This window comes from Kribbella sp. CA-293567 (assembly GCF_027627575.1).
Lineage (GTDB): Bacteria > Actinomycetota > Actinomycetes > Propionibacteriales > Kribbellaceae > Kribbella.
In genome coordinates this window covers 4465500-4490767 of sequence record NZ_CP114065.1, presented here as the reverse complement: position 1 = coordinate 4490767, position 25268 = coordinate 4465500, and the positions used below count along the sequence as shown (strand labels likewise).

Here is a 25268-nt window from a genome sequence, read left to right as displayed (position 1 = left end):
GGCGATGGCCACCGCAACCGAGGCACCCACCGGCGCGCCGGCTCCGGTCCAGGAGACCCGGTCCGACCGGATCGTGATGCTGTGCAACTACGCGGCTCTCGGCCTGTTCACGCTGGCCGTGCTCTATCCGCTGGTCTACGTGGTCAGTGCCTCGCTGAGCGACCCGAAGAACGTGGTCTCCGGCAAGGTCTGGCTGTGGCCGGTCGGCTTCAGCACCGAGTCGTTCAAGGCGGTCTTCGACTACGACTCGATCGTCAGCGGGTTCAGCAACTCGGTCTTCTACGCGGTCGGCGGCGCCCTGATCGCCACCGTGCTCACCCTGTTCGCGGCCTACCCGCTGTCGCGCAAAGGCCTGCCGGGCAAGGGTTTCATCATGGGGTTGTTCGTCTTCACGATGATGTTCAGCGGCGGCCTGATCCCGACCTACCTGGTGATCGACCGGGTCGGCCTGCTGAACACCCGGTGGGCGATCATCCTGCCGGCCGCGCTCGCGGTCTGGAACATGATCATCACCCGGACCTACTTCCAGTCGACCATTCCCGAGGAGCTGGTCGAGGCGGCCAAGGTCGACGGCTGCACCGACTTCGGCTTCTTCTGGCGGATCGTGCTGCCGCTGAGCAAGCCGATCATCGCGGTGAACCTGCTCTTCTACGCGGTCGCGCAGTGGAACTCGTGGTTCAACGCGCTGATCTTCCTGACCAGCGAGCACCTGTTCCCGCTGCAGCTGGTGCTGCGCCAGATCCTGATCCAGAACAACTTCGACCCGTCCCAGGTCCGCGACACCGCCGAGCTGATCCGGATGAAGGAGCTGCAGGAGCAGCTGAAGTTCTCGCTGATCGTGATCGCCACCATCCCACCCCTGCTGGTCTACCCCTTTGTGCAGAAGCACTTCGTCAAGGGGGCCATGGTCGGCTCGTTGAAGGGCTGACGCCATGGCCACGGACACTCTGGTACGACGTACTCCGGCAGCGCCCACCGCCGCGCGTCCCCGCCGGCACGGAGCCGGCCTCGGCACCCGGATGCGCCGCAACTGGCAGCTCTACGCGATGCTCGCGGTGCCGCTGATCTGGCTGGCGATCTTCGCCTACTGGCCGATGTACGGCGCGATCATCGCCTTCAAGGACTACAACGTCGTCGACGGCATCCTCGGCAGCCGGTGGGTCGGTTTCAAGCACTTCGAACGGTTCGTCGAGTCGTACCAGTTCTGGCGGCTGCTCAAGAACACGCTGGTGCTGCACGTCTACGAGCTGCTCGCGACCTTCTGGCTGCCGATCGTGCTGGCGCTCGGCCTGAACATGGCCCGGCGCCGCTGGTACCGGCGGTCGGTCCAGCTGATCACCTACGCGCCGCACTTCATCTCCACCGTGGTCGTGGTCGGGCTGATCGTGGTGATCGTCGACCCGAACAGTGGCGTACTGAACCAGCTGCTGGGCCAGTTCGGGATCGGGCCGATCGACGTGCTCAGCAATCCCGACTACTTCCGCCATCTGTACGTCTGGTCCGGTGCCTGGCAGACGATGGGTTTCTCGGCGATCATCTACCTCGCCGCGCTGACCAGCGTCTCGCCCGAGCTGCACGAGGCGGCCATCGTGGACGGCGCTTCCAGGTTGCGCCGGGTCTGGCACATCGACCTGCCGGCGATCCGGCCGGTGGCGGTGATCCTGCTGATCCTGAACATCGGCTCGATGATGTCGGTCGGGTTCGAGAAGGTGCTGCTGCTGCAGAACACGCTGAACCTGCAGACCTCGGAGGTGATCGACACCTACGTGTACAAACTCGGCTTCGCGTCGCAGGTGCCGCAGTTCAGTTACGCCGCGGCGATCGGCCTGTTCCGTTCGGTGATCGGTCTGGTCCTGCTGGTGCTGGCGAACTCGCTGGCCCGCAAGTTCGCCAAGTCCAGTCTCTGGTGAGGCCCGGCTAGTCCGGTGTGCCGGCCGTCTGGCGATGGAGACCCGTCGCCAGGGCGGCCGACAGGACCAGGGCACAGGCCGCGGTCATGCCGGCCAGGGTCTTGATGGCGGCGATGCCGGTGACGAGCTCCGTGCCGAGAACCGCGAAGGCGGCGATCGCCAGCGTGACCAGGCCGATCCAGATCAGCACCGCGGCGCGCTTCTCCTGCTGCGCGATGGCGGCGTAGACGACCAGTTGCAGTACGGCGTACGAGGAACCGGCCGCGGCGAAGATCCAGGCGAACGAGCCGAGGGCGGCGTACTGTTCCTTGCCTCCGGCAACGGTCACGACCAGGTCCGGCAGCAAGTAGGCGCCGAGCACGCAGCAGATGCCGAGCGCACCGACCGCCTGGATCGCGCGGCGCAGCCGCAGCGTGTCGCCGGGGGAGCTGGCGAGGGTCGGGAAGACGACCACGATGACGAACTGCGGCAGGAACAGGCAGGCCTTCGCGACGATGACGCCGGCGGCGTAGTACCCGCTGTGCCGGCCGTCCAGCAGGTTGCGGGCGAGCAGGACGTCGGCGTTGGCGATGGCGAAGAAGGCCAGCAGGGCGTGGGTGCCGTGCACTGTCTCCAGCAGCACCTCCTTCACCTGTGCGGGAGTGCCGCCGGTCGAGCCGCGGAGGAGCACAGCGCCGACCAGAGGCGGTACGGCGGCTCCGATGGCGACGCCGATCATCGCTGCCGTGAGGCTCGGGTGGATCACCAGTGCTCCGGCCCCGAAGGCGAAACGCCCGACTCCGACCGCCGTGTACATGGCGGCCAACTCGGTCCAGCGTTGACTGCCCTGCAGCACTCCGAGTTGAGAGCCCATCAGCGTCAGACCGCCGAGTGTCGGTGCCAGCAGCAGCACCGCGAGGATCGAGTCGATGTGGAGTGCCCACACCAGCAGCGGAGCCGCCAGCAAGGACACCGCGGTCAGTCCGAGCGCTGAGCGCCGGCCGGCCTTCAGCAGCGCGTCGGCGAGTGCCTCCCGGCCAGGGCCGACGTGAGTGGCGATCCGGCGAGCCCCAGAGGCCTGCAGACCGAGTGGCACCACGTTGCCGATCAGCAGCAGGCCCAGCAGCGCGATGACGGCGCTGAACTGCTCCGGCACCAGCCTGCGGACCGCAAACAAGGTGAAACCGTAAGCCGCTACGTTCATGATGGCCATGCCGACCGCCACCACGGTCGCGCTGCGCAGGAAGCCGAGCTTCGGCGCGGCGGGCTGCTGGTCAGGAGTCGTCTCAGAGGTCATGCGGCTTCTGTTCTGCTGGCTGGCGAGTAGGTTGCGCTGAAGACTACTTGCGAGGAGGTAGGCGTGGAGGGGGGATACACCCGGCTGGCCCGGCTGATGCCGTGGGCCTGGCCGGTACTGCTGACAGTGCTGATCACCACGCCGCTGCTCGCTCCTGGCTACGTGCTCGGCTACGACCTGGTGTTCGTGCCGGACCTCACGCTACGGCTTGACCTGTTCGGTGTCACAACCGCCTTACCGCGTGCGGTCCCGTCGGACGTGCTGGTCGCGGTACTGGACGAACTGGTCGGTGGTCAGGCGCTGAACAAGCTGGTGCTGGTCGCGATCCCGCTGCTGAGCGGGCTGGGCATGACGGCGCTGTGGCGGTCTCTGCAGCTGGGTGGACCTCTGGCCGGCGCCGCGGCCACCACGCTCTACGTGTGGAACCCGTTCGTGGCCGAGCGCTTCCACCTCGGCGCCTGGGCGCTGCTCCTCGGGTACGCCGCCCTGCCGTGGCTGGTGCGCGGCGCACTGAAGGTGAGACGCGGCGAGGGCTGGCGCGGCTTCTTGCTGGCTTCGGCCGGCTGCGCGCTCACGGCATCCGGTGGGATCACCGGCTTGCTGCTGGCCGCTGCCCTCCTGTTCTGGCCGAGCCCGAGGTCGGACGCCGCGCCGCAGCACACCGGTGGAGGCGACCGGCGGCTCCGCCTTCTTCGAGCCGCGTCCTCGCCCAGCCGCGTTTTCCTCGGCGCTGTCCTCTTGAACGCACCCTGGCTCGTCGCCGGCCTCGCCCGTACAGCGGCCGCGACCTCCGACCCTGCGGCGGTTCCGGCCTTCGCGGCGCGGGACGAGGGCTACGGCGGCACGCTGCCCACTCTCCTGACCCTGGGAGGAGTCTGGAACGCGGATGTCGTTCCAGGCAGCCGCGGGCAACTGGTGCCGGTGCTGCTCGGTTTTCTGCTGCTGTTGGTGGCTGTCGTCGGCGTGGTGATCTGGTGGCGGTCGGACCGGCTAGCGCTGGCGCTCGTAGCGGCTGCGGTGCTGGCCATCGTGATCGCAATGGCCGGAGTGGTGGCGCCTGGCGTGCTGGAGTGGGCGGTGCGCGAGGTCCCCGGGGCCGGCTTGTTCCGAGACGGCCAGCGGTACCTCGGCCCGTTGGTCCTTCTGGAGTCGATCGGGTTCGGGGCCGCAGTGGCCGCAGTACTGGGCGTGGCGCGGCTGAAGTGGGTGGTGGGCGCCACTGCGGTGTTGATCCCCATCGCTGCGCTACCGACGCTGGCAGGCGGCGACGGGCTCGAGTCGGCGCAGTACCCGGCTGACTGGGCTGAGGCTCGGCGGGTGCTGGCTGCTGACGACAGGCCGGGCGCGTTCATACCTTGGCCGTTCGAGTCGTACCGGGCTCCGGGCTGGAACGGGCGGCGCCCAGTGCTCGACCCGATGCCGCGCTACTTCACCAAGCCGTCGATCGTCCCCGACGAACTGATCGTCGACGGCCACCGGCTGGCAGGGGAGGACCCGAGGGCGACTGTGATTGCCACTGCGCTCCGGTCGGCAGTACGCGACCGGACGGATCCGACTGCGGTACTGAAACAGCAGGGAGTCGGCTGGCTGGTGGTGGACCGGGAGGCCGGTGGCCCGTCGCCGCGCGACTTCACCCCGCAGTTGGCCGAGGTGTTCGCCGGACCGACGGTGACGGTCTACAGTCTCCCCGGCGCCCCCGACCAGCAGGCCGGCCGCCCGTGGGCGGTCGTGCTCGTTCTGCTCGCCTGGACGCTGGCCGGCCTGGTGCTCGTGCTCGCCGCGGTGGGCGGAATCATCAGCCGCGGATCGAGCCGCCGCAAGCTCTGGTGAAGTTACTGGCCGGTTGTTACCATCCGGTTTACTTGTCTAGGAGGGGACACGCTTCATGGGAACTCTGATCGGTGCCGTACTGGCTGTCATCGCTGGTATGGCCGTTTCGACCGCCGCTGTCGTCGGGGTGGTGCAGACGGTGCAGGACAACCCGAAGGCACCCGCTGGCCAGACCAGCAAGGGCCAGGTGGACGTCCCGATCGTCGACTACGGGAGCAAGTGACCCGCTGGATCTGAAAGCCGGTCAGCGTCGGACGCTGGCCGGCTTCTCCGTGGACACGACCTGGCCGGTGAGGACCCGGTCGAAGCCGCGGACCGTGGCGCCCCAGGTGAAGTTGCCCGCCGACGCGAGCGCGCCCGCCGACAACCGGCGCCGGGCAGCCTGGTCCTGCAGCAGTGACAGGATCGCCTCGCTGAACTCGGCCTCGGTGTCCACCAGGAGCCCCGTGGCCTCGTGCTGGACCGACTCGGTCGGCCCGCCCGCACTGCGATAAGCAACAGTCGGTACGCCGTGCGCCGCAGCCTCGCCGACCACCAGGCCCCAGCCCTCCTTGAGGCTCGGCAGCGCGAGCACCCAGGCCTCGTCGTACGCCGCGTGCTTGTCGGCCTCGCTGACGTGTCCGCGGAACTCGACAGCGTTCTGCAAGCCGCGTGAGACGACGTACTCGCGCAGTGAGTCCTCCCACCAACCGGACCCGACCACGAGCAGCCGTGCGTCCGGCAACACCTTCCTGGCTTCGGCGATGGCGTCGACCGCGTGCTCCACCTGCTTGTGCGGCACGATCCGCCCGACGCAGACCACGGTCGGCGCGGCCGCCTGCTCCAGTTGGCGAGGCGGTGCCGGGTCGGTGCCGTTGTGGATGACGTCGATCCGGGCCTTCTCGATGCCCAGCGCGTGTAGTTCGTCGCGCGACGCGGAGGAGACCGTGACGTAGCGGCAGTCACGGTAGAGCCAGGGGGCGAGCCTGGACTCCAGCCACCAGCCCAGGCGTCCCTTCCAGCCCGGGTAGACGACCTGCCACTGCTCTTCGTGCACGTGGTGGACCAGCACGACGACGCCGGTACGACGTACGAGGCGGGTAAAGAATGGGAGGCCGTTCTGCACGTCGATGACGTGGGCAGGGCGCTGCAGCAGCGTGTAGAGCAGGCCGGCGAGGTAAACCGTCACCTTGCTGCCGCGGTACAGGTAGCGGACGTCGTGGCGGCGGGCCTCGCGGGGACTGCCGGGATACGCGGCGCAGAGCATGGTGACGGACCAGCCCATCGCAGCAAGGCCTCTGGCGACCTCCTCCACGCACCTCTCCGAACCACCACCCTCGGGGTTCGTCGTGTCCCGCCAGTTCAGCAACAGCACGCTCTGCTCGCGCCCCACTTCGGTCCCACCCTCACTAAGTCCGCCCCCGGAGATCAGGCCGCGAGGTTACCAGGGAGTAACGATGTCCGCCAGAGGTCGTGAAATCGGTTAGGGTCCGGCCTGTGCCCGAAGCGATTCCGAGCCCTGTGACCGCCGTCGGCTGGACGGCCGACCTCGGGCGTGCCGTGCGGCTGCTCCGGGCGTTCGGGGTCGAGCAGACCGATCCCGACCACTTCTACGGCACGCTGGCCGCGGACTCGGCCGGCCAGTTGTCGTCGTACGTCGACCTGCGCGGCGCGCGGATGCTCGACGTGGGCGGCGGCCCGGGCTACTTCGCCGACGCCTTCCGGGCCGCGGGAGCGACGTACTACGCGATCGACTCCGACCTGGGCGAACTGAGCGGCCGGGGCGAGCCGATGCCCGGCACCGTCCTGGCCAGCGGGATGGCGCTGCCGATCGCCGACGGCCAGATCGACGTCTGCTTCTCCTCGAACGTGCTCGAGCACGTGCCCGACCCGTGGCTGATGGCCGACGAGATGGTTCGCGTCACCAAGCCGGGCGGCACGATCTTCCTGTCCTACACCGGCTGGTGGGGCCTGCACGGCGGGCACGAGACCGCTCCCTGGCACTTCCTCGGCGGCCACCGGGCGGCGCGGCGCTACGAGCGCAAGCAGGGCAAGCCGCCGAAGAACAAGTTCGGTGAGTCGCTGTTCCCCATCACGGTGGCCGGCGGTCTGCGCTGGGCCCGGTCCTGCGCCGGCGCCGAACTGGTGGCGGCCTTCCCGCGCTACCACCCGCGCTGGGCGTACGGCGTACTGGCGGTGCCGGGGGTGCGGGAGTTCGCGACCTGGAACCTCGTAGTCGTGCTCCGGCGCCGATGAAGGCACCGAGCAAGGAGAAGGTGATCTGGCGGGCCCGGCTGCTGCTGGGCTGCCTGGTCCTGATCGCCCTGTGCTTCCACCAGGCGCCGGGGAAGATCGTGCCCGACACCAAACTCGACCTGACCGCCGGACCTGGCGCCTTCCTGGCCCGGTCGTTGCACCTGTGGGACCCGCAGGGCGCCTTCGGGCAACTGCAGAACCAGGCCTACGGCTACCTGCTGCCGATGGGCCCGTTCCATTGGCTGCTGGACACACTGTCGGTGCCGGGCTGGGTCACCCAGCGACTGTGGTGGTCGCTGGTCATGTGCGTGGCGTTCCTCGGCGTCTGGAAGCTCTGCGGTGCTCTCGGGTACGGCGCTCCGTGGGCTCGCTTTGTGGTCGCGCTGTTCTACGCGTTGAGTCCCCGGATGCTCGGCGAGGTCGCGATCACCTCCATCGAGGTGTGGCCGCTCGCGATGGCTCCCTGGGTGCTGCTGCCGCTGGTGACCCCGAAAGCCCGTTCCGGCTGGTGGCGGGTCGGCTGGTCCGCTGTGGCGTTCGGACTGGTCGGGGGAGTGAATGCGGTAGCGACCGGCGCCACGCTGGTGCTGCCGGCGTTGTGGCTGATCACCCGGCGCCTGGACAAGTCGACCCTCAAGGTCGCCCTGGGCTGGTTCGGCTGCGTGCTGGCCGTCTCCTTCTGGTGGCTGGTCCCGCTGGTGATGCTGGGCCGCTACAGCCCGCCCTTCCTGGACTGGATCGAGAACGCCGCGGTCACCACCAGCAAGGCGAGCATCTTCGAGTCCTTCCGCGGCACGTCGCAGTGGCTGAACTTCCTGCTGGCAGGAGATGGTCCGACCTGGCCGGCGGGCTGGCTCTACGTCACGCAGCCGGCCTTGATCCTCACCTCGGCCACCATCGCCCTGCTGGGGCTGGTGGGCCTGGCCATGGGCACGTTGAAGCACCGCGGCTTCCTGCAACTCTCCCTGGTGGTCGGCCTCCTGCTGGTGACGCTCGGCTACGCCGGCACAGCCGGTACGCCGCTCGCCTCACAGCTGCACGAGCTGCTGGACGGACCGCTGGCCGCTATCCGTAACACCCACAAGTTCGAGCTGGTGGTGAGGCTGCCGCTCGTGCTGGCGGCAGCGCACGCGTTGACGCGCCTGACGGCCTGGGCAACGGCCCGTGGCGTCCACCGCCGCATCGTGCCGATCGTGGCGGCTTTCCTGGTCGTGTCGATCGCCACGCCCGCGCTGTTCGCTCAGTTGCCGCGGCCGGAGTCCTACGAGGCGATCCCGGCGCACTGGCGGGAGGCGGCCACCTGGCTCGACGACCAGCCGACCAAGGGCAGTGTGCTCGTCGTACCGGCTGCGTCGTTCGCGGACTTCACCTGGGGCTCCACCAAGGATGAGCCGTTCCAGGCGCTGCTGAAGCGGCCGATGGCGGTTCGCGACGCAGTACCGCTCGGCTCGGCCGGTACTACGCGCTGGCTGGACGAGGTGGAGCGGCGCCTGGGCTCAGGGGTCGGCGACAAGACGCTGCAGCAAGCACTGGCCCGGGCGGGCGTGAAGTACGTCGTCGTACGGAACGACCTGCGGATCGATGCGCAGGTGAGCCCGACGATGGCTGTCCACGAGAGCCTGGACGAGTCCGGCCTGAAGCGAGTCGCGTATTTCGGACCGCCGACCGGCAGCGCCATGGAGCGGCCCGGCCTGACGCTCGACGAGCACACGCGACTCCCTTACCCCAGCGTGGAGATCTACGACGTCGGTGAGGTCAGCCCGGCTCGGCTGGTCCCGCAGTCGCAGCTGCTGGAGGTTCGCGGCGCTCCTGAAGATGTGCCGGGTGTGCTGACTGCTCTGGGTGGCTCACGGGAGGCAGTGACGAGTACTGACGCCAAGAACCTCGGCAAGCTTCAGTTGGTCCAGACCGACGGCCTGCAACGCCGGGAGGTGACTGTCGGCAGATCCGCGGACAATGCGTCGCCTGTACTGACCGCCGACGATCCTGGCCGGCAGAAACGACGCACGCTCGACTATGTCGTCGACCCGGCGGCCGCGTTGACGACGCGATCGTGGGCGGGCGGCGTCACCGACGTCCGAGCCTCCTCGTCGGCAGCGGATGCGGACGCGACCTTGCGGCTCGGGCCGGGCAACGGGCCGGCGGCAGCCGTCGACGGCGATCCCATGACCCGCTGGGTCTCGGGCAACTACGGCCGGAGCAGCGGGGAGTGGCTCGAGCTGACCTTCGCGGAGCCGCAGTCGCTGGAGAACCTGGAGGTGCGGTTCTCCCTGGCGGCCCCGACCACGGAAGGGGTCCGCACCCTCAAGATCGACTCCGACCGCGGCTCGCTGACCACCGTCGTCCAGAACACCGACCAGCCGCAGCGCCTGACCGCACCGCCGGGCACCACCCAGCGGCTGCGAATCACCGTCGGCGTGACGGACGGCAAGAACCCCAACGGCGTCTCGATCTCCGAGCTCTCACTGCCCGGCGTGACACCGGCGAGCAGACTGCTGATTCCAGCCGTGCCTGACCGGCGGCCAGACGCGCTGGTGTTCCGGAACCAGCAGGCCGGCCGTTCGGCTTGTCTGCACGCCGGCACCCGGCCGCTGTGCCGCGATGGCTTCGCCCGGGACTCCGAGGAAGCGACGGGACTGCTGCGCAGCGTCGAGCTGCCCGAGGCCGCGGCGTACCGGCTGCAGGGGACGGCGTTGCCGAAGGACGGCGACGCCGTGGAGCGTCTGCTGGACCGGCCGGCGCCGATCCGCGCGACCGCGTCGTCCCGCGCGGTCACCGCGCCGGAGGGCCGGCCGGGTGCGGTGGTCGACCGGGAGCTCGGTACCGGGTGGGTGGCCGGCCCGGCCGACCTGCAGCCGAAGCTGTTCCTGAGGTTGCCGGGGGCAAGGAAAAAGCCGGTCACCGGACTCCAGTTCCTGACCGACCCCTACCTGGCGGCGTCGCGGCCGACCATCGTGACCCTGCGACTGGACGGGGGCCCGAGCTCGGTCTACAAGATCGATCCGGAGGGCTTCGTCGCACTACCGGCCGGAACCACCGTGACGAGGCGGATCCAGGTCACCTTCACCGCCGACAACCGGTCCGTCGACGTGGACTCGGCCAGCGGGTTCGCCCGGCACCTCCCGGTCGGTGTCTCCGAGCTGCGCGTGCTCGGGATCGACGAACTCCGCAAGCCGGTCGACCTGGACGCCGCGACCGGATCGCTCTGCGGCTTCGGGCCGTCGGTCCGCGTCGACGGCGTGGATCTGCCCACGAAGCTGACCGGGACGGTCCGGGACGTCCTGCAGCGACGGCCGGTCGGATTCACGCTCTGCAAGCAGAACGCCGTGCGGTTGCCGGCCGGCCGGCACACCCTGGACATCCTGGCGAGCGCCGACTTCGTGCCGGTCGAGGTCAAGCTGATCCGGCCCGGCTTCGCGGCCACCCCCACGCCGGTCAAGAGTGTGGACGTCTGGCGGGCGACGCCGGCGTCGCTCACTCTCGAAGTACCGCAGGCTGACGAGCAGTCCGTCCTGACGGTCGCCCAGAACTTCAGCACCGGCTGGGAGGCCTACGACAGCAGTGGACGCAAGCTGGCTCCGCTGCGCGTCGGCGGCTGGCAACAGGGATGGATTCTTCCGGCCGGTCCCGAGCAGGTGGTCACCGCGCGCTTCACCCCCGACCGGGACTACCGCGCCGGCTTGCTGGTCGGTCTGGTGACCTTCCTGGGCGTCGCCGGACTGGCGATCTTCTCGCGTCGCCGGTCACGGCACACCGGCCACCGGCTACGGGAAGCCGGCCGGATGGCTCCTTGGCTGGCTTCCGTGCTCGCGGTGGCAGCAGGCACGTTCATCGCCGGCTGGATCGGACTCGCGGCCACCTTGGCCGCGGCGCTGCTGGCCTGGTTGCTGACCGGTCGCCGGTTCGAACTCATCGCCGTGGTGGTCGGCGTGGTCCTGCTGGGTTCGCTGGTCGCCGCGGTTCAGCCCTGGCCGGACGGCGGGACGGGTTTGACCTCCGGCTTCGTCCAGTCGTCGATCCTCTTCGGCTGTGCGTTGGCGTTGCTGTCCCGGCCGACGCCGGAGACGTCGTAGCTGCGGTCGCGCCGTCCCCAGCGCATCATCGGCCGCTCCAGCCCGTAGTAGCTGGCCGTGGCCACCGCCACCGACACGAGCAGCGTCGGCCAGAAGAGGATCGCGAACCGGCCGTCGAAGAGAGTCTGACCGACCAGTTGCTGCATCAGGCTCAGCACGATCGTGTGGTAGACGAACACGCCGTACGAGATGTCACCGGCGAAGCGGCCGGCCCTGCTGCCGAGGACGGCGACCGTCCGGCGGGTCGGGGTGATCGCGGGAAACACCACACAGGCGGCGATCCCGGTGTAGAGGGCGTCCTTCAGCACCGCCTGGCCGACGGTCGAGGCGGACAGACCGTACGGACCGGCGAGCGGGCTGGTGGCGATCAGGAAGAGCGCTGCGGCGATTCCCCAGACGGTGCCGGGGATCTTGGTGAGGGTGTCCAGCACGGACGGTCCCAGCCGGCCACTGGCGCGGGCCACCTGCCACAGAGCCAGGCCCATGCCGACCGCGAACCAGCCGATGTAACCGGGCAGCCAGAGACCTGCGCGCGCGTTGTCGGTCGCGGTGATCACGCCCATCCAGAGCGGTCCGAGCAACGTGAAGCCGAACAGCACCGCCAGCCGCCAACGCACGGCGCGCCTGGTCGGCCGCTCGTAGCTGGTCAGCAGCTTCGCGAGGAACGGCAGCAGCAGGTAGAACGCGACCTCGGTGGACAGGCTCCACATCTGCGTCATGCCGTGCACGGACGGCCCGTCGACGTAGATGTTGGTGAAGGTGGCCTCCCGCAGGTAGGACATCCACCCGACGGGCTGGTCGTTCTGCACCAGGAACACGGCCAGCAGGACGGCGACCCACAGGGCGGGCACGATCCGAAGGGCCCGGTTGCGTAGGTAGGGGAGCAGCAGCGGCGGCTCGGTCTCCTCGAACCACGCGACCACGTGCGGCCGGTAGAGCAGGAAGCCGGAGATGACGAAGAAGATCGCCACCCCGATGTCCAGCCGGGCCAGCAGGCCCGCCAGTGGACCGTTCAGCGACTCACCGGTGTTGAAACCGACGTGCGTCGTCAGGACGGCGAGAGCGCCGATCGCCCGGAGCCCGTCGAGGGCCGGGAACCTTGTGCGTCTCATCCAGTCCCCTGAGGTAGGCCGAGGTCGAATCCGCCGAGACAGATGTCGACGTTCGGGTCGAGGTTACGCAGCCGCACGGTGACGGGCTCGATCGGCTCGGACGGCCCGAAGTACATGTTGGCCAGACCGCTGCTGGGCCAGGGGTCCGCGGGCAGCGGCATCGCCACCACCTTGCCGCCGGCATCGATCAGCTCGACCTGGACCCGTGACTCCCGGGTGGTGGTGTAGGCGAGCCGGGCGAACCAGCGGGTCGGACCGAAGCCGACCCCGACCCGCCGCAGCGACTGCTCGAGCGGCTTCGTCCCGTGCAGCCACGTCTTGCAGTCGCCAGGGGTGCTGGTCTTCGCCCAGATGAAGAACGAGGTGGGCTGGAGCCGGCCGGCCTCGGAGACCGTGTACGGATCGCCGCCGGGTCCTTGCAGGCGGAACGGGATGCCGGCGGTGCGGAGTACGGGGGAGAGGCGGTTGTCCTTGGACAGGATCGTCGAGAAGCTCGCCGGCATGGTGATGTCCCACAGGTTGACCGACGGGCCGGCTTCTTGCAGTTCGGCGGTGAGGGTGTCGAAGTAGGCGCGGGACGGGTTCTGTCCCCAGAGCTGGGCGAAGCCGGCCGCGGAGACCACGGCGCCGGCCGTCCAGGCGACCAGGCAGAACGCGACGGCGGCCGGAATCGTACGGGCCGGCCAGGCCGGCAGCTTGACGGCTCGCGCGGTCAGGACGACGGCGAGGGTCAACGGGATCGAGAGGTCCGACCAGTAGTGGTAGTGCAGGGTGAAGACCCCACCGAAGGTCTCGAACCGGCCGTACGAGACGAGCAGCCAGGTGGTCAGCACGTAGGCGAGCACGGATCCCCACACCAGCAAGGCCCGCCGGTTCGAGCGCCAGGCGACGAACAACAGGAACGCGCACACGACTGAACCGATCACCAGCGCGGCGGCGGGCGCATCGGCCAGCCCGAACGGTACGGCGATCGGGCTCCATCGCCACGGCCCGCCGGCCAGCGACCCGATCGGTACGGCGAACGCGCGCCCGGCCAGCTCCACCAGGTCACCGAAGCCGGGCAGCCGGCCGGCCGAGGGCTGCCCGTTGGTCAGATAGACGATGCCGAAGGCAACCACCGGTACGGCGAACGCGGCGCCGAGCGGCAGGCTCTGCCGAAGCCACTCGCGCAGCGGGACCTTGCGGAGATAGAGCGCCAGGGCGAGCGCGGTCACCAGGACGAGACCCGACTTCTCCCAGCAGGCCAACGAGATCAGCAGCGACAAGGGGCCGTAGGCAACTGCCCGCCGCCGGTTGCCGGAGTACCAGTCGAGGGTGGCGTGCAGGACCAGCAGCCCGAAGACGTGGGCCGGCAGGTTGTTGACCGCGCTGGACAGCGACATGAACGACGGCATGCTGACCGGAGCGAGCGCGTAGAGGGCCGTGCCGGCCACCACCCACCAGTTCCTGCCCAGCAGGCGCAGCAGGAGGAAGCCCAGCAGGGTGATCGCGAGCGCCTGCATCAGGACGCGCCAGGCGACGGTGAGGTCGTGGTTCAGCGGGGCCAGCTGGGCGAAGACCGCGTAGACGAACCGCAGGCCGGGCGCGATGTGGTCGTTGACCGGGGTGAGCAGCTCGCCGGGCGCGAAGCCGCGGCCGCCCTGCACCAGGAACTCCAGGTCGTCGCTCATCCAGGAGCCGCGGCGGGCCAGCACGCCGAGCACGACGGCCTGGACGATCGCGATCGTCACCGCCACGACCCGCAGTACCGCCTCTTCCGGCGCGGCACGCAGCCGTCCGGACGCCCCCCAGAACGTACTCATGGGGCCGGACTATATGACAGTTCGGCCACTGCCGGACTTTCTCGCCGCCGGTCTCTGTTCAAGACACCTACTCGCTGGTAGCGTCCCGCGGACAGACCGGGAGGGGTTGTTGTGGGGAATCGCAGTCGTGTGCTGGTGATCGCACTCGGGATCTTCTTCGTGGGGATCGCGGCACTGGCCAAGTTCTACGCGTATCCGACGTTGGCGGTGGCACCTGCGGATCAGGTCGCGCACACCGTCTCGACGGGACCGAACGCGACCTTCTTCAGCGCCAAGGAGCTGGCCAAGAAGGAAAACCAGACGCTGGAGGCGCGCCGGACGGTACGCGGTGACGTCAAGGCCGCCGAGGACATCAGCAAGAAGCTCGGCCGCGACGTCGTCGTCTTCGACACCGCCGTGGTCACCGCCAACGAGCCGAACTACCAGTTCCCGGACGACCCGAGCGACACGGACAACATGCCGTTGAGCTTCGTCCAGGAGCGGGTCGTGCTGGACGCGCACACCGGTGAGGCGGTGCGCTGGGACGACAAGGAGACCGGCGAGTACATCACCACCACGCTGAACAAGGCCGACCGGCAGACCCTGGACAACGGTGGCTCCGACTTCTTCCGCGGGCACGAGGGACTGGTGCTGAAGTTCCCGTTCGGGACGGAGAAGAAGGAGTACAAGTTCTGGGACACCACCACCCGGAAGGCGTTCCCGGTCAAGTTCGAGGCCGAGGACGAGCTGTACGGCCTGAAGGTCTACAAGTTCGTGCAGGAAGTGCCGAAGCAGAAGTTGCTGCAGGCCACCCAGTTGCAGGTGCCCGGCAAGCTGGTCGGTGAGCCGGCCCAGGCCGCGGTCGCGGTGGACCGCACCTACCAGAACACCCGGACGCTGTGGATCGAGCCGGTCACCGGCGCGATCATCAAGGGTGAGGAGAAGCAGCTCGCTTCGCTGGAGGTCGACGACGAGCCGCGGCTGACCGCGACCGAGGTGACCATCGCGTACGACGACGCGACGGTGAAGAAGAATGTCGAGGGCGCCGAGGAGAACGGTGTCCAAGAGGGTGGCTACCAGGCGAAGGCCGCGCAGCTGAACCTGATCGGCTTCTGGGTGCCGCTGCTGTCGCTGATCATCGGGCTGCTGTTGCTCGGCCTGGTCGTCGCTCTGCAGCTCCGGACCCGGCCGGTGGTCGCGACCCGGGCGAAGTCCAAGGAGTCCAGCTAGCTCTTGTGGGCCGACCAGATCGCGGTACCGGGAACGAGCCGGCCGCGGTCTGGTCCCCAGCCGCCCCAGACCTGGTCATGGCCGGCCGGCCACTCGGGTTCGAGCAGGTCGGCCACCACGAAGCCGGCGCCGGTGAGGGCGCGGATCCAGTCGCCGGTGGTGCGATGGTGCTCGGCGTAGACGGCGGTGCCCTGGTCGTCGACCTCGACGTACGGGGTGCGGTCGAAGTACGACTGGGTGATCTTCAGGCCCGCCGGTGTCGGGTCGTCCGGCAGACTCCAGCGGATCGGGTGAGTGACGGAGAAGACCAGCAGTCCGCCCGGTTTGAGAGTCCGCGCGATCTCCCGTAGGGCTGCTTCCGCGTCGGCGACGAACGGCAACGCCCCGAACGCCGAGCAGGCGATGTCGAAGGTGCCGTCCCGGAACGGGATCGCGACGGCGTCAGCGGCAACGGTCCGTACCGCCGTCCCCGTCCGCTCGTCCAGCTGCTTGCCGATCCTGAGCTGCTCGACCGAGATGTCGAAGGCAACCACGTCGGCCGCGCGTCCGGCCAGCCAGCGCGAGCACTGTGCCGCGCCACAACCGATCTCCAGAACTCGTCTGCCGCGGACCGGGCCCAGCAACTGAGCCTCCGCCTCGTCGACACCTTCGGGGCACCAGATGAACTTGTCGTCCCCGAGGAACGCGCCGTGCTCCGCGAGGTAGTCCCCGGCGGCTGAGTCCCAATAGGTCCGGCTCGCCCGGGAAGTCTCAGGCTCCGAAAGCTCCACCCGCTGCGGCTCGACCACGCCCGCAGCCTATCCGGCCGCCCGGGCGGCGAGCGCGCGGTTCATCGCCTCGAACTGTGGCTTGATCGTCTCGTTCAGCATGCTGACGGTGAACGGGACGGCGATCCCGTGGAACCTCTCCTCCTGAACGAACTTCGAGCGGCCACCGGCCAGCGGCTCGATCCGGAACGAGTGCTCGCCGTCGAAGACCAGTCCCGGCGCGATCCGGCCGATCCAGCACAGCTCCCGGCCCGGCTCGACCACGACCAGCTCGGGAGTGAAGGTGGTCTCCTTCCCGTTCGTGTCCCTCAGCACGTTGGTGATGACCGCACCGGCCGTCAGCTCACCGGTCGACGAGACGATGAACGGATTCCACTCCGGGTACGCCGCGCGGTCGGCGAGCACCTTCCACACCTCGTCGGGCGTCGCGTCCACCTCGATCTCGGTGCGCAGCACGGTGGTGTGAGCGATCGCGTAGACGCAGTACCCGAGCAGCAGCACGAGGACCGCACCGAGTGCGGTGAGTACGCGACGGCGTACGGGGGATTTGTCGGGGACGGCAGCGGTGGTGCTCATTCGGACTCCTCAGGACCGAGGACGCTGCGTACGAGCGTCCTGGCGTAGTCGGGGGACAGCGGCTCGCCGGTGACGAGGAGCCGGTAGTAGAGCGGGCCGACCAGTTGATCGACCAGTACGGCGGGGGAGACGTGGTCGAGCACGATCCCGGCCTGCTGGGCCTCGGCGACCACGGCGGTGACGGCTCGATGGCGCTCGGCCCACAGGGCCCGGACGCTGTCGCCGACGCGTGGTTCACGAGCCGCCGCGGCCACCAGATCGGCGACCATCGTCGTGGGGGTCGCGGTGAGGTTGGCGGCGATGGCGGCGACGAGCTCGGTCAGGTCGCGGCGTGGATCGCCGGACGGTTCGAACAGGACCTCCTGGCGGAGTGCGGTGATCAGCGCGACGACCAGTTCGGCCTTGGTGGCCCAGCGGCGGTACAGCGTGGTCTTCGCGACGCCGGCGCGCTCAGCCACCCGATCGATCGACAGAGCGTCATAGCCGCCTCGGCGCAGCTCTTCGCCGGCCGCGGCCAGTACCCGGCCCTCGATCGCCGTATCTCGGGGTCGGCCGCGCGTCATGCATTTACGCTACCGCGGTAGCGGAAATATTCAATCAAAATAACCGGGTCCGAGCCCTTGCCGGAAAGGTGAGTTTTCTTCAAGCTGACTCGCACGCAAACTGTTACCGACTGGTCACTTAACGTCTAAGGCAGGCAGCATGCAAAACAGGTCAGCTCGTGCACGGATGATTGCGGTACTCGGTGCGGCGGTGGCGCTGGTCGCCGGTCCGCTGACGGCCCAGACGGCGCAGGCGGCCCCGGCCGCGGCCCCACCTCTGGTCTATGTGGCGATGGGCGACTCGTTCGCGGCCGGTTCGCTCGTACTGCCGGCCAAGGAGGTGCTGACCTGTGCGCGGTCGGCGGTCAACTACGCGTCGCTGATCGCCCGGCAGCTCGCTCCTGCCAAGTTCCGCGACGTCACCTGCGGCGCGGCTCAGACCACCCACTTCGCGAACCCGCAGCCGGGCATCGTGCTCGGCACGGCGGCGCCGCAGTACGACGCTCTGAGCGCCGACACCACGCTGGTCACGGTCGGCATCGGCGGCAACGACATCGGCCTGGTCGGTCTCGCGGTCTCGTGTGTGAACCTGCTGCCGCAGGGCCTCGGGAAGTCCTGCAAGGCGGCCAACACCGCCGGTGGCGTCGACAAGCTCGCGCAGAAGATCGACGCGTTCGCGCCGACCTACGGCACGGTGATCGAGGAGATCCGCGCGCGGGCGCCGCAGGCGAAGATCCTGATGGTCGGCTACCCGACGGGCATCAAGAAGGGCGGCTGCTGGCCGGTCGTGCCGGTCTGGGGCATGGACGCGGACTACCTGCAGTCGGCCCTGACCCGGTTGAACGTCCGGATGGCTGAGCAGGCAGCCGCGCATGGCGCGACGTACGTCGACCTGGCGACGCCCAGCGTCGGTCACGACATGTGCAAGAGCGCCGGTACGCGCTGGATCGAGGGTCTGATCCCGAGCGTGACGACGAACGGCCTGGTGCCGCTGCACCCGAACGCGGCGGGCCTGCGCAACGCAGTACCGACGGTCCTGGCGGCCGCCGGACTCGCAGCACCGACCAAGGCGTAGTCAGCCGCAGCGATCACGCTCAACCCGCCGTGGAGAAGTGCTTCCGCGGCGGGTTGGTCAGTGGTGGCGGTCCGGGGTTGTCGGTGAAGTGCGGCAGGATGCGCGGCATGGATGAGTTCGGGGCGATCGCGGCTAGCGCGGTGCCGCTGGCCGGCGGCTACGGCGGCGAGACCTTCGCTGTGAGCGCCGGCGGCGAGGATGCGGTGCTGAAGCTCTACGGCAGGCGCCCGGAGCGAGCGGCGGTCGACCTGTCGCTGATGCGGCTGGTGCGCGGACTGTTGCCGGTGCCGCGCGTGCTGGACGCGATGCCTGAGCCGGCGGGGGATGGTGCTCCTCCCTATGTCCTGTACGAGCGGCTGCCCGGGGTGAACCTGGAGACGTACCTCGAGACGGCCGGCGACGACGAGCGGCGCAGGGTGGGGGAGCAACTCGGCGAGTTGCTGGTGCTGCTGAGTGGGATGCCGTTCCTGAGCTTTGGCGATTTCACTGGGCGGGAGTTGGCGATCCGGCCGTTCGGGGTCGGTGAGCTGGCGGACTTCTTCCAGGAGCATGCGCGGGAGATCGGGCTGACCCGCGAGCAGGGCGAGCGGATCGAGGCAGTGATCGACGAGACCGAAGAGCTCGCCGAGACCGGTGCCGACCGGATCTGCCTGGTGCACAGTGACTTCAACCCGAAGAACCTGCTGGTCGATCCGGAGACCGCCCGGATCACGGGGCTGATCGACTGGGAGTTCGCGCACGCGGGATCGCCGTACGCGGATCTGGGGAACCTGCTGCGGTTCTGTGCCGATCCGGTGCTCGGCAAGGCGGTGCTGGACGTCGTACGGGACGGGTTCGACCTGGGTGACCGGCTCGTCGAGCGGGCTCGGGCGGCTGATCTGTGGGCACTGATCGACCTGGCCGCACGCCCCGCGGCCAACCCGGTGACGGCGGCCGCGAACGCTCTGGTCAAGCGGATCGGAGACACGGGTGACCTCGCGGGCGGTCGCCCGGATCCGGACGCCGTACGTTGAGTAGTGCCGCAGGGTGCCCCGGGTTGCCGTGCCTGAGTCATTACACGTATTCTGTGAGATGCGCTATGGGCCCGCGCGACCTCGGACGGAGCAGGCTCGTGCTCGCAGCAGTCGGTGGTGATTCTGTCCTGTTCAGGTAATCCAGCGTTTCTGATGCGATCCAACGGCCCGGGTGCACCCGTACGACACCATCAGCCCACGGAGCAACCCACCACATGACGGCCAGCATCGAGGCACCTCTCGACCCCGCAGTACGCACCACCCCGCAGGTAGCGGTCAATGACATCGGGTCGGAGGAAGACTTCCTCGCGGCGATCGATCTGACCATCAAGTACTTCAACGACGGCGACATCGTTGAGGGGACCATCGTCAAGGTCGACCGGGACGAGGTTCTCCTCGACATCGGTTACAAGACCGAAGGCGTCATCCCGTCGCGCGAGCTGTCGATCAAGCACGACGTCGACCCGAACGAGGTCGTCAAGGTCGGCGACCACGTCGAGGCCCTGGTTCTCCAGAAGGAGGACAAAGAAGGCCGCCTGATCCTTTCGAAGAAGCGCGCCCAGTACGAGAAGGCCTGGGGCACGATCGAGAAGATCAAGGAAGAGGACGGCGTCGTCACCGGTACCGTCATCGAGGTCGTCAAGGGTGGACTCATCCTGGACATCGGCCTCCGCGGCTTCCTGCCGGCCTCGCTCGTCGAGATGCGCCGGGTCCGCGACCTCCAGCCGTACGTCGGCCAGGAGATCGAGGCCAAGATCATCGAGCTCGACAAGAACCGCAACAACGTGGTTCTGTCGCGTCGCGCGTGGCTGGAGCAGACGCAGTCCGAGGTGCGGATGAACTTCCTCACCCAGCTGCAGAAGGGCCAGATCCGCAAGGGTGTCGTCTCCTCGATCGTCAACTTCGGTGCGTTCGTGGACCTCGGCGGCGTCGACGGCCTGGTGCACGTCTCCGAGCTGTCCTGGAAGCACATCGACCACCCGACCGAGGTGGTCGAGGTCGGCCAGGAGGTCACGGTCGAGGTGCTGGACGTCGACATGGAGCGCGAGCGCGTCTCCCTGTCGCTGAAGGCGACCCAGGAAGACCCGTGGCAGCAGTTCGCCCGGACCCACCAGATGGGCCAGATCGTGCCCGGCAAGGTCACCAAGCTGGTGCCGTTCGGTGCGTTCGTCCGCGTGGAGGAGGGCATCGAGGGTCTGGTGCACATCTCCGAGCTGGCCGAGCGTCACGTCGAGATCCCGGAGCAGGTCGTCCAGGTGAACGACGACGTGATGGTCAAGATCATCGACATCGATCTCGAGCGTCGCCGGATCTCGCTGTCGCTGAAGCAGGCCAACGAGGGTGTCGACACCGTGTCGGACGACTTCGACCCCACGCTCTACGGCATGGCGGCGACGTACGACAAGGAAGGCAACTACATCTACCCGGACGGGTTCGACCCCGAGACGGGCGAGTGGCTCGAGGGCTTCGACACGCAGCGCGAGGAGTGGGAGCGGCAGTACGCCGAGGCCCACACGCGCTGGGAGACCCACAAGAAGCAGATCGAGGACGCCAAGACGGCGGACGTCGAGGCCGGCGAGGCCTCCACGTACTCCTCGGCCGCCGAGCCGAAGGACGACGCTCCCGTCGAGGGCGCGCTGGCTTCCGACGAGGCGCTCCAGGCTCTCCGCGAGAAGCTGACCGGCCAGGGCTGATCCAGCTGTAGTTCCTGTACCACCTGCAGGACCCGAGACCCCCGCACCCCCGTACTGGGTGCGGGGGTCTCGGCACGCCGTAGGGTGCTGCTGTGCTGAGAGTTGGATTGACCGGCGGAATCGGGTCGGGGAAGAGTTCGGTGTCGGCGCGGCTGGCCGCGCGCGGTGCGGTCGTGATCGACTCCGATCTGCTCGCCCGGGAAGTGGTTGCGCGAGGCACCGACGGGCTGGCCGAGGTGGTCGAGGCCTTCGGCGACGTACTGACGCCCGAAGGAGAGCTGGACCGGCCGGCAGTGGGGCGGATCGTGTTCGGCGACGAGCAGGCCCGGCGGAAGCTCGAGGCGATCATCCATCCGCGGGTGCGGGCCAGAGCGGCCGAGATCGAGGCTGCCGCACCGGCCGACGCCGTGGTGGTGCACGACATCCCGTTGCTGGTCGAGACCGGCCAGGGCGACAAGTTCGACCTGGTACTGGTGGTCGACGTGCCGCAGCAGGTCCAGGTCGAGCGGCTGGTCCGGGACCGAGGGATGACCGAGCAGGAGGCGGAGGCCCGGATCGCGAGTCAGGCGACCCGGGAGCAGCGGCTGGCGGTCGCGGATCTGGTGATCGACAATTCGGGCGGTCTCGACGAGCTGGACGCGCGGGTCGGCCGGCTCTGGCCGGGCCTCGCCGAACGCGCCGGCTGACCGGTCCCAGGGCACGGTCTGGACACGAAAAGGTGACCCCCGGCCGGGAAATGATGAATCCCGATCGAGCTGTACGAGAATCGTCCGGGTTCGCCGGCGGAGTCCGGCCGACGTGACCAGCTCCCGGCGCGCCCCCGCGCCGGTCCGCAAGTTCCAAGGTTGGGAGGATGGCGTGGAGTGTCCGCGCTGTAGCTCTGACGTCCCCGAGGTCTCGCACTTCTGCCACCGCTGTGGCAGCGACCTGCAGTCGGCGGACGCTGGGCGCAAGAAGGCCTACGCGGCCAGGCCGGACGAACCGGTGGCCTCGTTCAAACTGGTCTCCACGATCATGCCGCAGGGCGCGGGCCGCCAGCCGTACACCTACAAGGTCGCACTGGGCATCGCCCTGCTGCTGACCGTGGTGACGGCCGCGCTGGGCGCGCTGCCGGTCGCGATCATGGTGGCCGCCTTCGCCATCCCGATCGTCTACATCCTCTACCTGTACGACGTGAACCTGTGGGAGGACGAACCGGTCCCGGTCGTCGCCGCGGCGTTCGTGCTGACCGGGGTGTTGGCCGCCGTCTTCACCTGGCTGTGGTCGGACCGGATCAGCCTCACCAGTGACCTGGTCGGCAGCAACCCGGGTGGCCCGTCCGGGCGCGACCTGGTGATCCTGATGCTGCTGGTACCGGTCGTGTCGGAGCTGATCCGCCAGATCGGCCCGATCTACCTGGCCTCCCGGCCGCGCTACGACGACCTGATGGACGGCTTCACCTTCGGTGTGGTGGCCGGTGTCGGGTTCGCCTGCTTCGAGACGCTGGTGCTGCACTGGGCCTGGATCAGCGGCGGCTTCGCCGGTCCGGGCAGCAGTACGGGCACCTGGATCTCCATCGTGGTGCTGCAGGGCTTCGTGAAGCCGCTGATCTACGGCTCGGCGACCGGTCTCGCGGTGGCGGAGTTCTCCGGTCTCGGGGAGAAGTACGACGGCTTCACCCCCCGCTGGGTGTTCGGCCTGATCCAGGCAATGGCCGTCAACGCCGCCTTCCAGGGCGGCGTCTACCTGCTCGGCTTCATCGGCGGGCGCGGCTCGACGATCGGCGCGATCCTCGGGGTGGTCTGGGGGCTGGTGCTGCTCGGCGCGCTGATCATCCTGGTCCGGACCGTGCTGCACAAGGGGCTGCTCGAAGCGGCCCTGGAGTCCGCCGCCCGCGGTGGCTCGAACCACGCTTCGGGCGAGCTCGCGTTCTGCTCGCGCTGCGAGATGCCGCTGCTGCCGCACTCCGACTTCTGCTCCGCCTGCGGGAACTCGGTACGATCCGTGCCGAAGTCCGAGCGTGGCGTGGCAGCGCGGGGGAGCGTTCCGGCCGCCGGCTTCGACGGGATCACTGGGGAGACGCAGGCATGAGCAACCAGCAACCGCCGTACGGCCAGGGCGGCCCGGGTGGGCCGGGTCGGCCGGGTCAGCCGGGTCAGCCGCCGTACGGAGGGCAGCCGGGCTACGGACAGCCGGGACAGCAGGCGCCGTACGGCCGGCCGCCGCAGGGCCCGCCGCCTGGCTACGGTCAACCGGGTCAGCCTGGACAGCCGCCGTACCAGGGAGCGCCGCCCCAGGGGCCGCCTCCACAGGGTGTGCCTCCGCAAGGTCGACCGCCGCAGGGGCCGCCGCCGCAAGGCCAGCCTCAGGGGCAGCCTCCGCAAGGCCAGCCGCCGCATGGCCAGCCGCCGTACCAGGGGCAGCCGCAGCAGTACCCCGGCCAGCAGCCGCCTGCCTATCCGGGCCAGCAGCCGCCGCAGGGCTTCCCGGGTCAGCAGTACCCGCCGCAACAGCAATGGGGCCAGTCCGCTCCGCAGTACGGCGGTGGCAACCGTGGCAAGGGGCCCAACAAGATCCTGTTCCTCGCCGGTGGCGGCCTCGCCGCCGTCGTGGTCGTCGGCGTCGTGCTGGCACTCCTGTTCGGTGGGGGCGACGACCAGAAGGTCCAGCCGCCGCCGGTCGCGCCCACCAGCGCCCAGCCCAGCGGTGAGCCGACAACGGAGCCCAGTGGCGCACCGAGCACTCCGGTGGACGAGGGGATCGAGGTCGGTCAGGGCGTCTTCGTGAAGCCGCACCCGGGCTACCTGCGCAAGTCGCTGGACAAGTTCGACGGCGTCTACCTGCTCAAGGCGGGCGAGGCGTACCTGATGCTCCAGGCGTTCAAGCCGAACGGTGGCGAAACCCCCGCGGCGTTGCTGCCGAAGCTGCTGAAGGCCGAGACGAAGGGCCTGAGCCAGCTCCAGACGAAGGCGCCGATCGACGTCAGCCAGCCCACCGGCAACGTGAAGTTCATGACCTCGCAGGGTTACAGTGCGACCTCGACCAACCAGAACGGAACCCTGCAGGTGGTGGGTCTGGTCGGCGTGATCGAGCGTAAGGACGGCGTAGTGACGGTCTTCCGGGTGTACGGCCGCAAGGACAAGGTCTCGACGTCCCAGAAGGCCGTCTCGGCGATGCTGGAATCGGTGATCAAGAGCCAGTGAACGGTAAGCGCGACAAGAACCAGGGCCCCAGCAATCCATGGGTGCGCAAGACCGACGCCGAGGGTGAGGAAGAGACAGCCACCCCGGAGCCGGAGCTTCCACCGTCCCCGTGGTCGCTGGAGGTGCCAGCACGGCCGCCGTCCCCTTGGGACACTCCGGACGCGGCCACGCCTGGTGGCAAAAGCGAGCCTGCTCCGGGTACTGCGGGCTCCGCTCCGTCCACCTGGGGCACAGCCGGTGTTGCTGCCGGTGGCACCGCGGCGGGCGGCACCGGCGTACAGAAGGGTGCTACTGAGACCGGTGCGGCCTGGGGTGACCAGGTCAGCCCGCCCTCTCTGCGGCGACCTGAGCCGGTCAAGAAGGGCTTCAAGCTCCCGCCTGTGGTGATTCCGATCGCTGCCGGCCTGATGGTCGTGGTGCTGGTCGCTGTCGCCCTGGTCCTGCTGACCGGGGGAGACGACAAGGCGGATCCTGGTCCGGCCCAGTCGCCCAGCCCGAGCGCGTCCCCGAGCTACACGCCACCGGCCGGTGCACTGCCGGTCCAGTTCGGCGTCTCGGTCGTTCCGGCGGCGGGATGGACCGTGGTGGCCAAGGAGACCAACGGCAAGCAGGTGGCCGCCTACTCGCCGACCGGTGAGCCACGGGCGTGGTTCTGGGTCCGGCAGAAGCAGAACGTCACCGCGAGCGCGTTCGCGGTCGGCATCGTCGAGGGGGAGACCGACAAGGAGATCGCCCAGCTCGGCAACGTACGGAACCTGGAATGCCCCAAGGACGTCTTGGTGGAGTGTGTCGCGATCTCCTACACCTCCACCCCGGTCCAGGGCGTCGCGGTCAAGGGCGAGGTGGAGGCGTACCGGCGTAAGGACGGCGTGGTCACCGCGCTGGACTACCGGACCCGCAACGACTTCGCGGCGACGGCCGACGCCGCCCTGGTGCCGATGAAGAAGTCCGTCCTCGACAGCCTGTGACGCC

General features: G+C 69.0%; 21 protein-coding genes. 14 read left to right on the top strand and 7 right to left on the bottom strand.

Annotation, left to right across the window (positions count from 1 at the left end; all coding sequences use genetic code 11):
* Window positions 1-4 precede the first annotated feature (4 nt).
* Together OX958_RS20590 and OX958_RS20585 are read left to right on the top strand one after the other, a co-directional pair.
* Window positions 5-928 carry a carbohydrate ABC transporter permease gene (locus tag OX958_RS20590; protein WP_270130641.1) on the top strand — a complete coding sequence of 308 codons (924 nt, stop codon included), beginning with the start codon at window positions 5-7 and terminating at the stop codon, window positions 926-928.
* Window positions 929-932: 4 nt separating this feature from the next.
* The gene (locus OX958_RS20585) at window positions 933-1910 is read left to right on the top strand and encodes an ABC transporter permease (protein ID WP_270130639.1); all 978 of its coding nucleotides are present in this window, start codon (window positions 933-935) and stop codon (window positions 1908-1910) included.
* A 7-nt stretch (window positions 1911-1917) separates the two neighbouring features.
* Here OX958_RS20585 and OX958_RS20580 read toward each other — a convergent pair whose 3' ends face one another.
* Window positions 1918-3186 carry a lipopolysaccharide biosynthesis protein gene (locus tag OX958_RS20580; RefSeq protein WP_270130637.1) on the bottom strand — a complete coding sequence of 423 codons (1269 nt, stop codon included), beginning with the start codon at window positions 3184-3186 and terminating at the stop codon, window positions 1918-1920.
* 63 nt (window positions 3187-3249) lie between these two features.
* Between OX958_RS20580 and OX958_RS20575 the strand changes: the two genes are divergently transcribed.
* Both OX958_RS20575 and OX958_RS20570 read left to right on the top strand, forming a co-directional pair.
* Window positions 3250-5016 (top strand): hypothetical protein, encoded by a 1767-nt coding sequence (locus OX958_RS20575; RefSeq protein ID WP_270130636.1) that lies wholly within the window; start codon window positions 3250-3252, stop codon window positions 5014-5016.
* A 55-nt stretch (window positions 5017-5071) separates the two neighbouring features.
* Entirely contained in the window at window positions 5072-5239 is a 168-nt protein-coding gene (locus tag OX958_RS20570; protein WP_270130635.1) for a DUF2613 family protein, read from the top strand.
* A 21-nt stretch (window positions 5240-5260) separates the two neighbouring features.
* Here the strand turns inward: OX958_RS20570 and OX958_RS20565 are convergent, their stop codons facing one another.
* A complete protein-coding gene (locus tag OX958_RS20565) occupies window positions 5261-6388 on the bottom strand; it encodes a glycosyltransferase family 4 protein (protein ID WP_270130633.1) in 1128 nt (375 codons plus the stop codon).
* A gap of 104 nt (window positions 6389-6492) precedes the next feature.
* Here OX958_RS20565 and OX958_RS20560 point away from each other — a divergent pair, with 104 nt between their 5' ends.
* Together OX958_RS20560 and OX958_RS20555 are read left to right on the top strand one after the other, a co-directional pair.
* Window positions 6493-7251 (top strand): class I SAM-dependent methyltransferase, encoded by a 759-nt coding sequence (locus OX958_RS20560; RefSeq protein WP_270130631.1) that lies wholly within the window; start codon window positions 6493-6495, stop codon window positions 7249-7251.
* Window positions 7248-11324, top strand: a complete 4077-nt coding sequence (locus OX958_RS20555) for an alpha-(1->3)-arabinofuranosyltransferase (RefSeq protein ID WP_270130629.1) — start codon at window positions 7248-7250, stop codon at window positions 11322-11324. Before OX958_RS20560 ends, OX958_RS20555 begins: the two co-directional genes overlap by 4 nt.
* Here OX958_RS20555 and OX958_RS20550 read toward each other — a convergent pair.
* Together OX958_RS20550 and OX958_RS20545 are read right to left on the bottom strand one after the other, a co-directional pair.
* Window positions 11213-12436 (bottom strand): acyltransferase family protein, encoded by a 1224-nt coding sequence (locus OX958_RS20550; protein ID WP_270130627.1) that lies wholly within the window; start codon window positions 12434-12436, stop codon window positions 11213-11215. The two genes, OX958_RS20555 and OX958_RS20550, sit on opposite strands and share 112 nt — an antisense overlap.
* Window positions 12433-14238: a hypothetical protein gene (locus OX958_RS20545; protein WP_270130625.1), complete on the bottom strand. Its 1806-nt coding sequence runs from the start codon at window positions 14236-14238 to the stop codon at window positions 12433-12435. Before OX958_RS20545 ends, OX958_RS20550 begins: the two co-directional genes overlap by 4 nt.
* Window positions 14239-14349: 111 nt before the next feature.
* Between OX958_RS20545 and OX958_RS20540 the strand changes: the two genes are divergently transcribed.
* Window positions 14350-15447: a DUF3068 domain-containing protein gene (locus tag OX958_RS20540; RefSeq protein ID WP_270130624.1), complete on the top strand. Its 1098-nt coding sequence runs from the start codon at window positions 14350-14352 to the stop codon at window positions 15445-15447.
* Here OX958_RS20540 and OX958_RS20535 read toward each other — a convergent pair.
* From OX958_RS20535 to OX958_RS20525, 3 genes are read right to left on the bottom strand one after another with little or no spacing between them, the layout of a single operon-like run.
* On the bottom strand, window positions 15444-16235 hold the full coding sequence (locus OX958_RS20535) for a class I SAM-dependent methyltransferase (RefSeq protein ID WP_270130622.1): 792 nt from the start codon (window positions 16233-16235) through the stop codon (window positions 15444-15446). The two genes, OX958_RS20540 and OX958_RS20535, sit on opposite strands and share 4 nt — an antisense overlap.
* A 9-nt stretch (window positions 16236-16244) precedes the next feature.
* Complete coding sequence (locus OX958_RS20530; RefSeq protein WP_270130621.1) at window positions 16245-16790, bottom strand: SRPBCC domain-containing protein; 546 nt, start codon at window positions 16788-16790, stop codon at window positions 16245-16247.
* On the bottom strand, window positions 16787-17353 hold the full coding sequence (locus tag OX958_RS20525; RefSeq protein ID WP_270130620.1) for a TetR/AcrR family transcriptional regulator: 567 nt from the start codon (window positions 17351-17353) through the stop codon (window positions 16787-16789). The genes OX958_RS20530 and OX958_RS20525 overlap by 4 nt, the downstream gene beginning before the upstream one ends.
* A 166-nt stretch (window positions 17354-17519) precedes the next feature.
* On the opposite strand from OX958_RS20525, the gene OX958_RS20520 reads away from it, so the two are divergent.
* The 7 genes from OX958_RS20520 (at window position 17520) to OX958_RS20490 (ending at window position 25264) form a co-directional block, all read left to right on the top strand.
* Window positions 17520-18407, top strand: coding sequence for an SGNH/GDSL hydrolase family protein (locus OX958_RS20520; RefSeq protein WP_270130619.1), 888 nt, complete (start codon window positions 17520-17522; stop codon window positions 18405-18407).
* A gap of 107 nt (window positions 18408-18514) precedes the next feature.
* Window positions 18515-19420, top strand: coding sequence for a phosphotransferase family protein (locus OX958_RS20515; protein WP_270130618.1), 906 nt, complete (start codon window positions 18515-18517; stop codon window positions 19418-19420).
* Between the two features lie 215 nt (window positions 19421-19635).
* Entirely contained in the window at window positions 19636-21114 is a 1479-nt protein-coding gene (gene rpsA, locus OX958_RS20510) for a 30S ribosomal protein S1 (protein WP_270130616.1), read from the top strand.
* Between the two features lie 92 nt (window positions 21115-21206).
* Complete coding sequence (coaE, locus tag OX958_RS20505) at window positions 21207-21800, top strand: dephospho-CoA kinase (protein ID WP_270130614.1); 594 nt, start codon at window positions 21207-21209, stop codon at window positions 21798-21800.
* A 172-nt stretch (window positions 21801-21972) separates the two neighbouring features.
* Window positions 21973-23184, top strand: coding sequence for a PrsW family glutamic-type intramembrane protease (locus OX958_RS20500; protein ID WP_270130613.1), 1212 nt, complete (start codon window positions 21973-21975; stop codon window positions 23182-23184).
* Window positions 23181-24296 carry a hypothetical protein gene (locus tag OX958_RS20495; protein ID WP_270130611.1) on the top strand — a complete coding sequence of 372 codons (1116 nt, stop codon included), beginning with the start codon at window positions 23181-23183 and terminating at the stop codon, window positions 24294-24296. Before OX958_RS20500 ends, OX958_RS20495 begins: the two co-directional genes overlap by 4 nt.
* On the top strand, window positions 24293-25264 hold the full coding sequence (locus tag OX958_RS20490) for a hypothetical protein (RefSeq protein WP_270130610.1): 972 nt from the start codon (window positions 24293-24295) through the stop codon (window positions 25262-25264). Before OX958_RS20495 ends, OX958_RS20490 begins: the two co-directional genes overlap by 4 nt.
* Window positions 25265-25268 lie beyond the last annotated feature (4 nt).

Bases quoted from the DNA above. Each gene is read 5' to 3' on its own strand.
- OX958_RS20590 (WP_270130641.1), top strand. From the start codon at position 5: ATGGCCACCGCAACCGAGGCACCCACCGGCGCGCCGGCTCCGGTCCAG.
- OX958_RS20585 (WP_270130639.1), top strand. From the start codon at position 933: ATGGCCACGGACACTCTGGTACGACGTACTCCGGCAGCGCCCACCGCC.
- OX958_RS20580 (WP_270130637.1), bottom strand. From the start codon at position 3,186: ATGACCTCTGAGACGACTCCTGACCAGCAGCCCGCCGCGCCGAAGCTC.
- OX958_RS20570 (WP_270130635.1), top strand. From the start codon at position 5,072: ATGGGAACTCTGATCGGTGCCGTACTGGCTGTCATCGCTGGTATGGCC.
- OX958_RS20555 (WP_270130629.1), top strand. From the start codon at position 7,248: ATGAAGGCACCGAGCAAGGAGAAGGTGATCTGGCGGGCCCGGCTGCTG.
- OX958_RS20550 (WP_270130627.1), bottom strand. From the start codon at position 12,436: ATGAGACGCACAAGGTTCCCGGCCCTCGACGGGCTCCGGGCGATCGGC.
- OX958_RS20545 (WP_270130625.1), bottom strand. From the start codon at position 14,238: ATGAGTACGTTCTGGGGGGCGTCCGGACGGCTGCGTGCCGCGCCGGAA.
- OX958_RS20530 (WP_270130621.1), bottom strand. From the start codon at position 16,790: ATGAGCACCACCGCTGCCGTCCCCGACAAATCCCCCGTACGCCGTCGC.
- OX958_RS20525 (WP_270130620.1), bottom strand. From the start codon at position 17,353: ATGACGCGCGGCCGACCCCGAGATACGGCGATCGAGGGCCGGGTACTG.
- OX958_RS20520 (WP_270130619.1), top strand. From the start codon at position 17,520: ATGATTGCGGTACTCGGTGCGGCGGTGGCGCTGGTCGCCGGTCCGCTG.
- OX958_RS20515 (WP_270130618.1), top strand. From the start codon at position 18,515: ATGGATGAGTTCGGGGCGATCGCGGCTAGCGCGGTGCCGCTGGCCGGC.
- rpsA (WP_270130616.1), top strand. From the start codon at position 19,636: ATGACGGCCAGCATCGAGGCACCTCTCGACCCCGCAGTACGCACCACC.
- OX958_RS20495 (WP_270130611.1), top strand. From the start codon at position 23,181: ATGAGCAACCAGCAACCGCCGTACGGCCAGGGCGGCCCGGGTGGGCCG.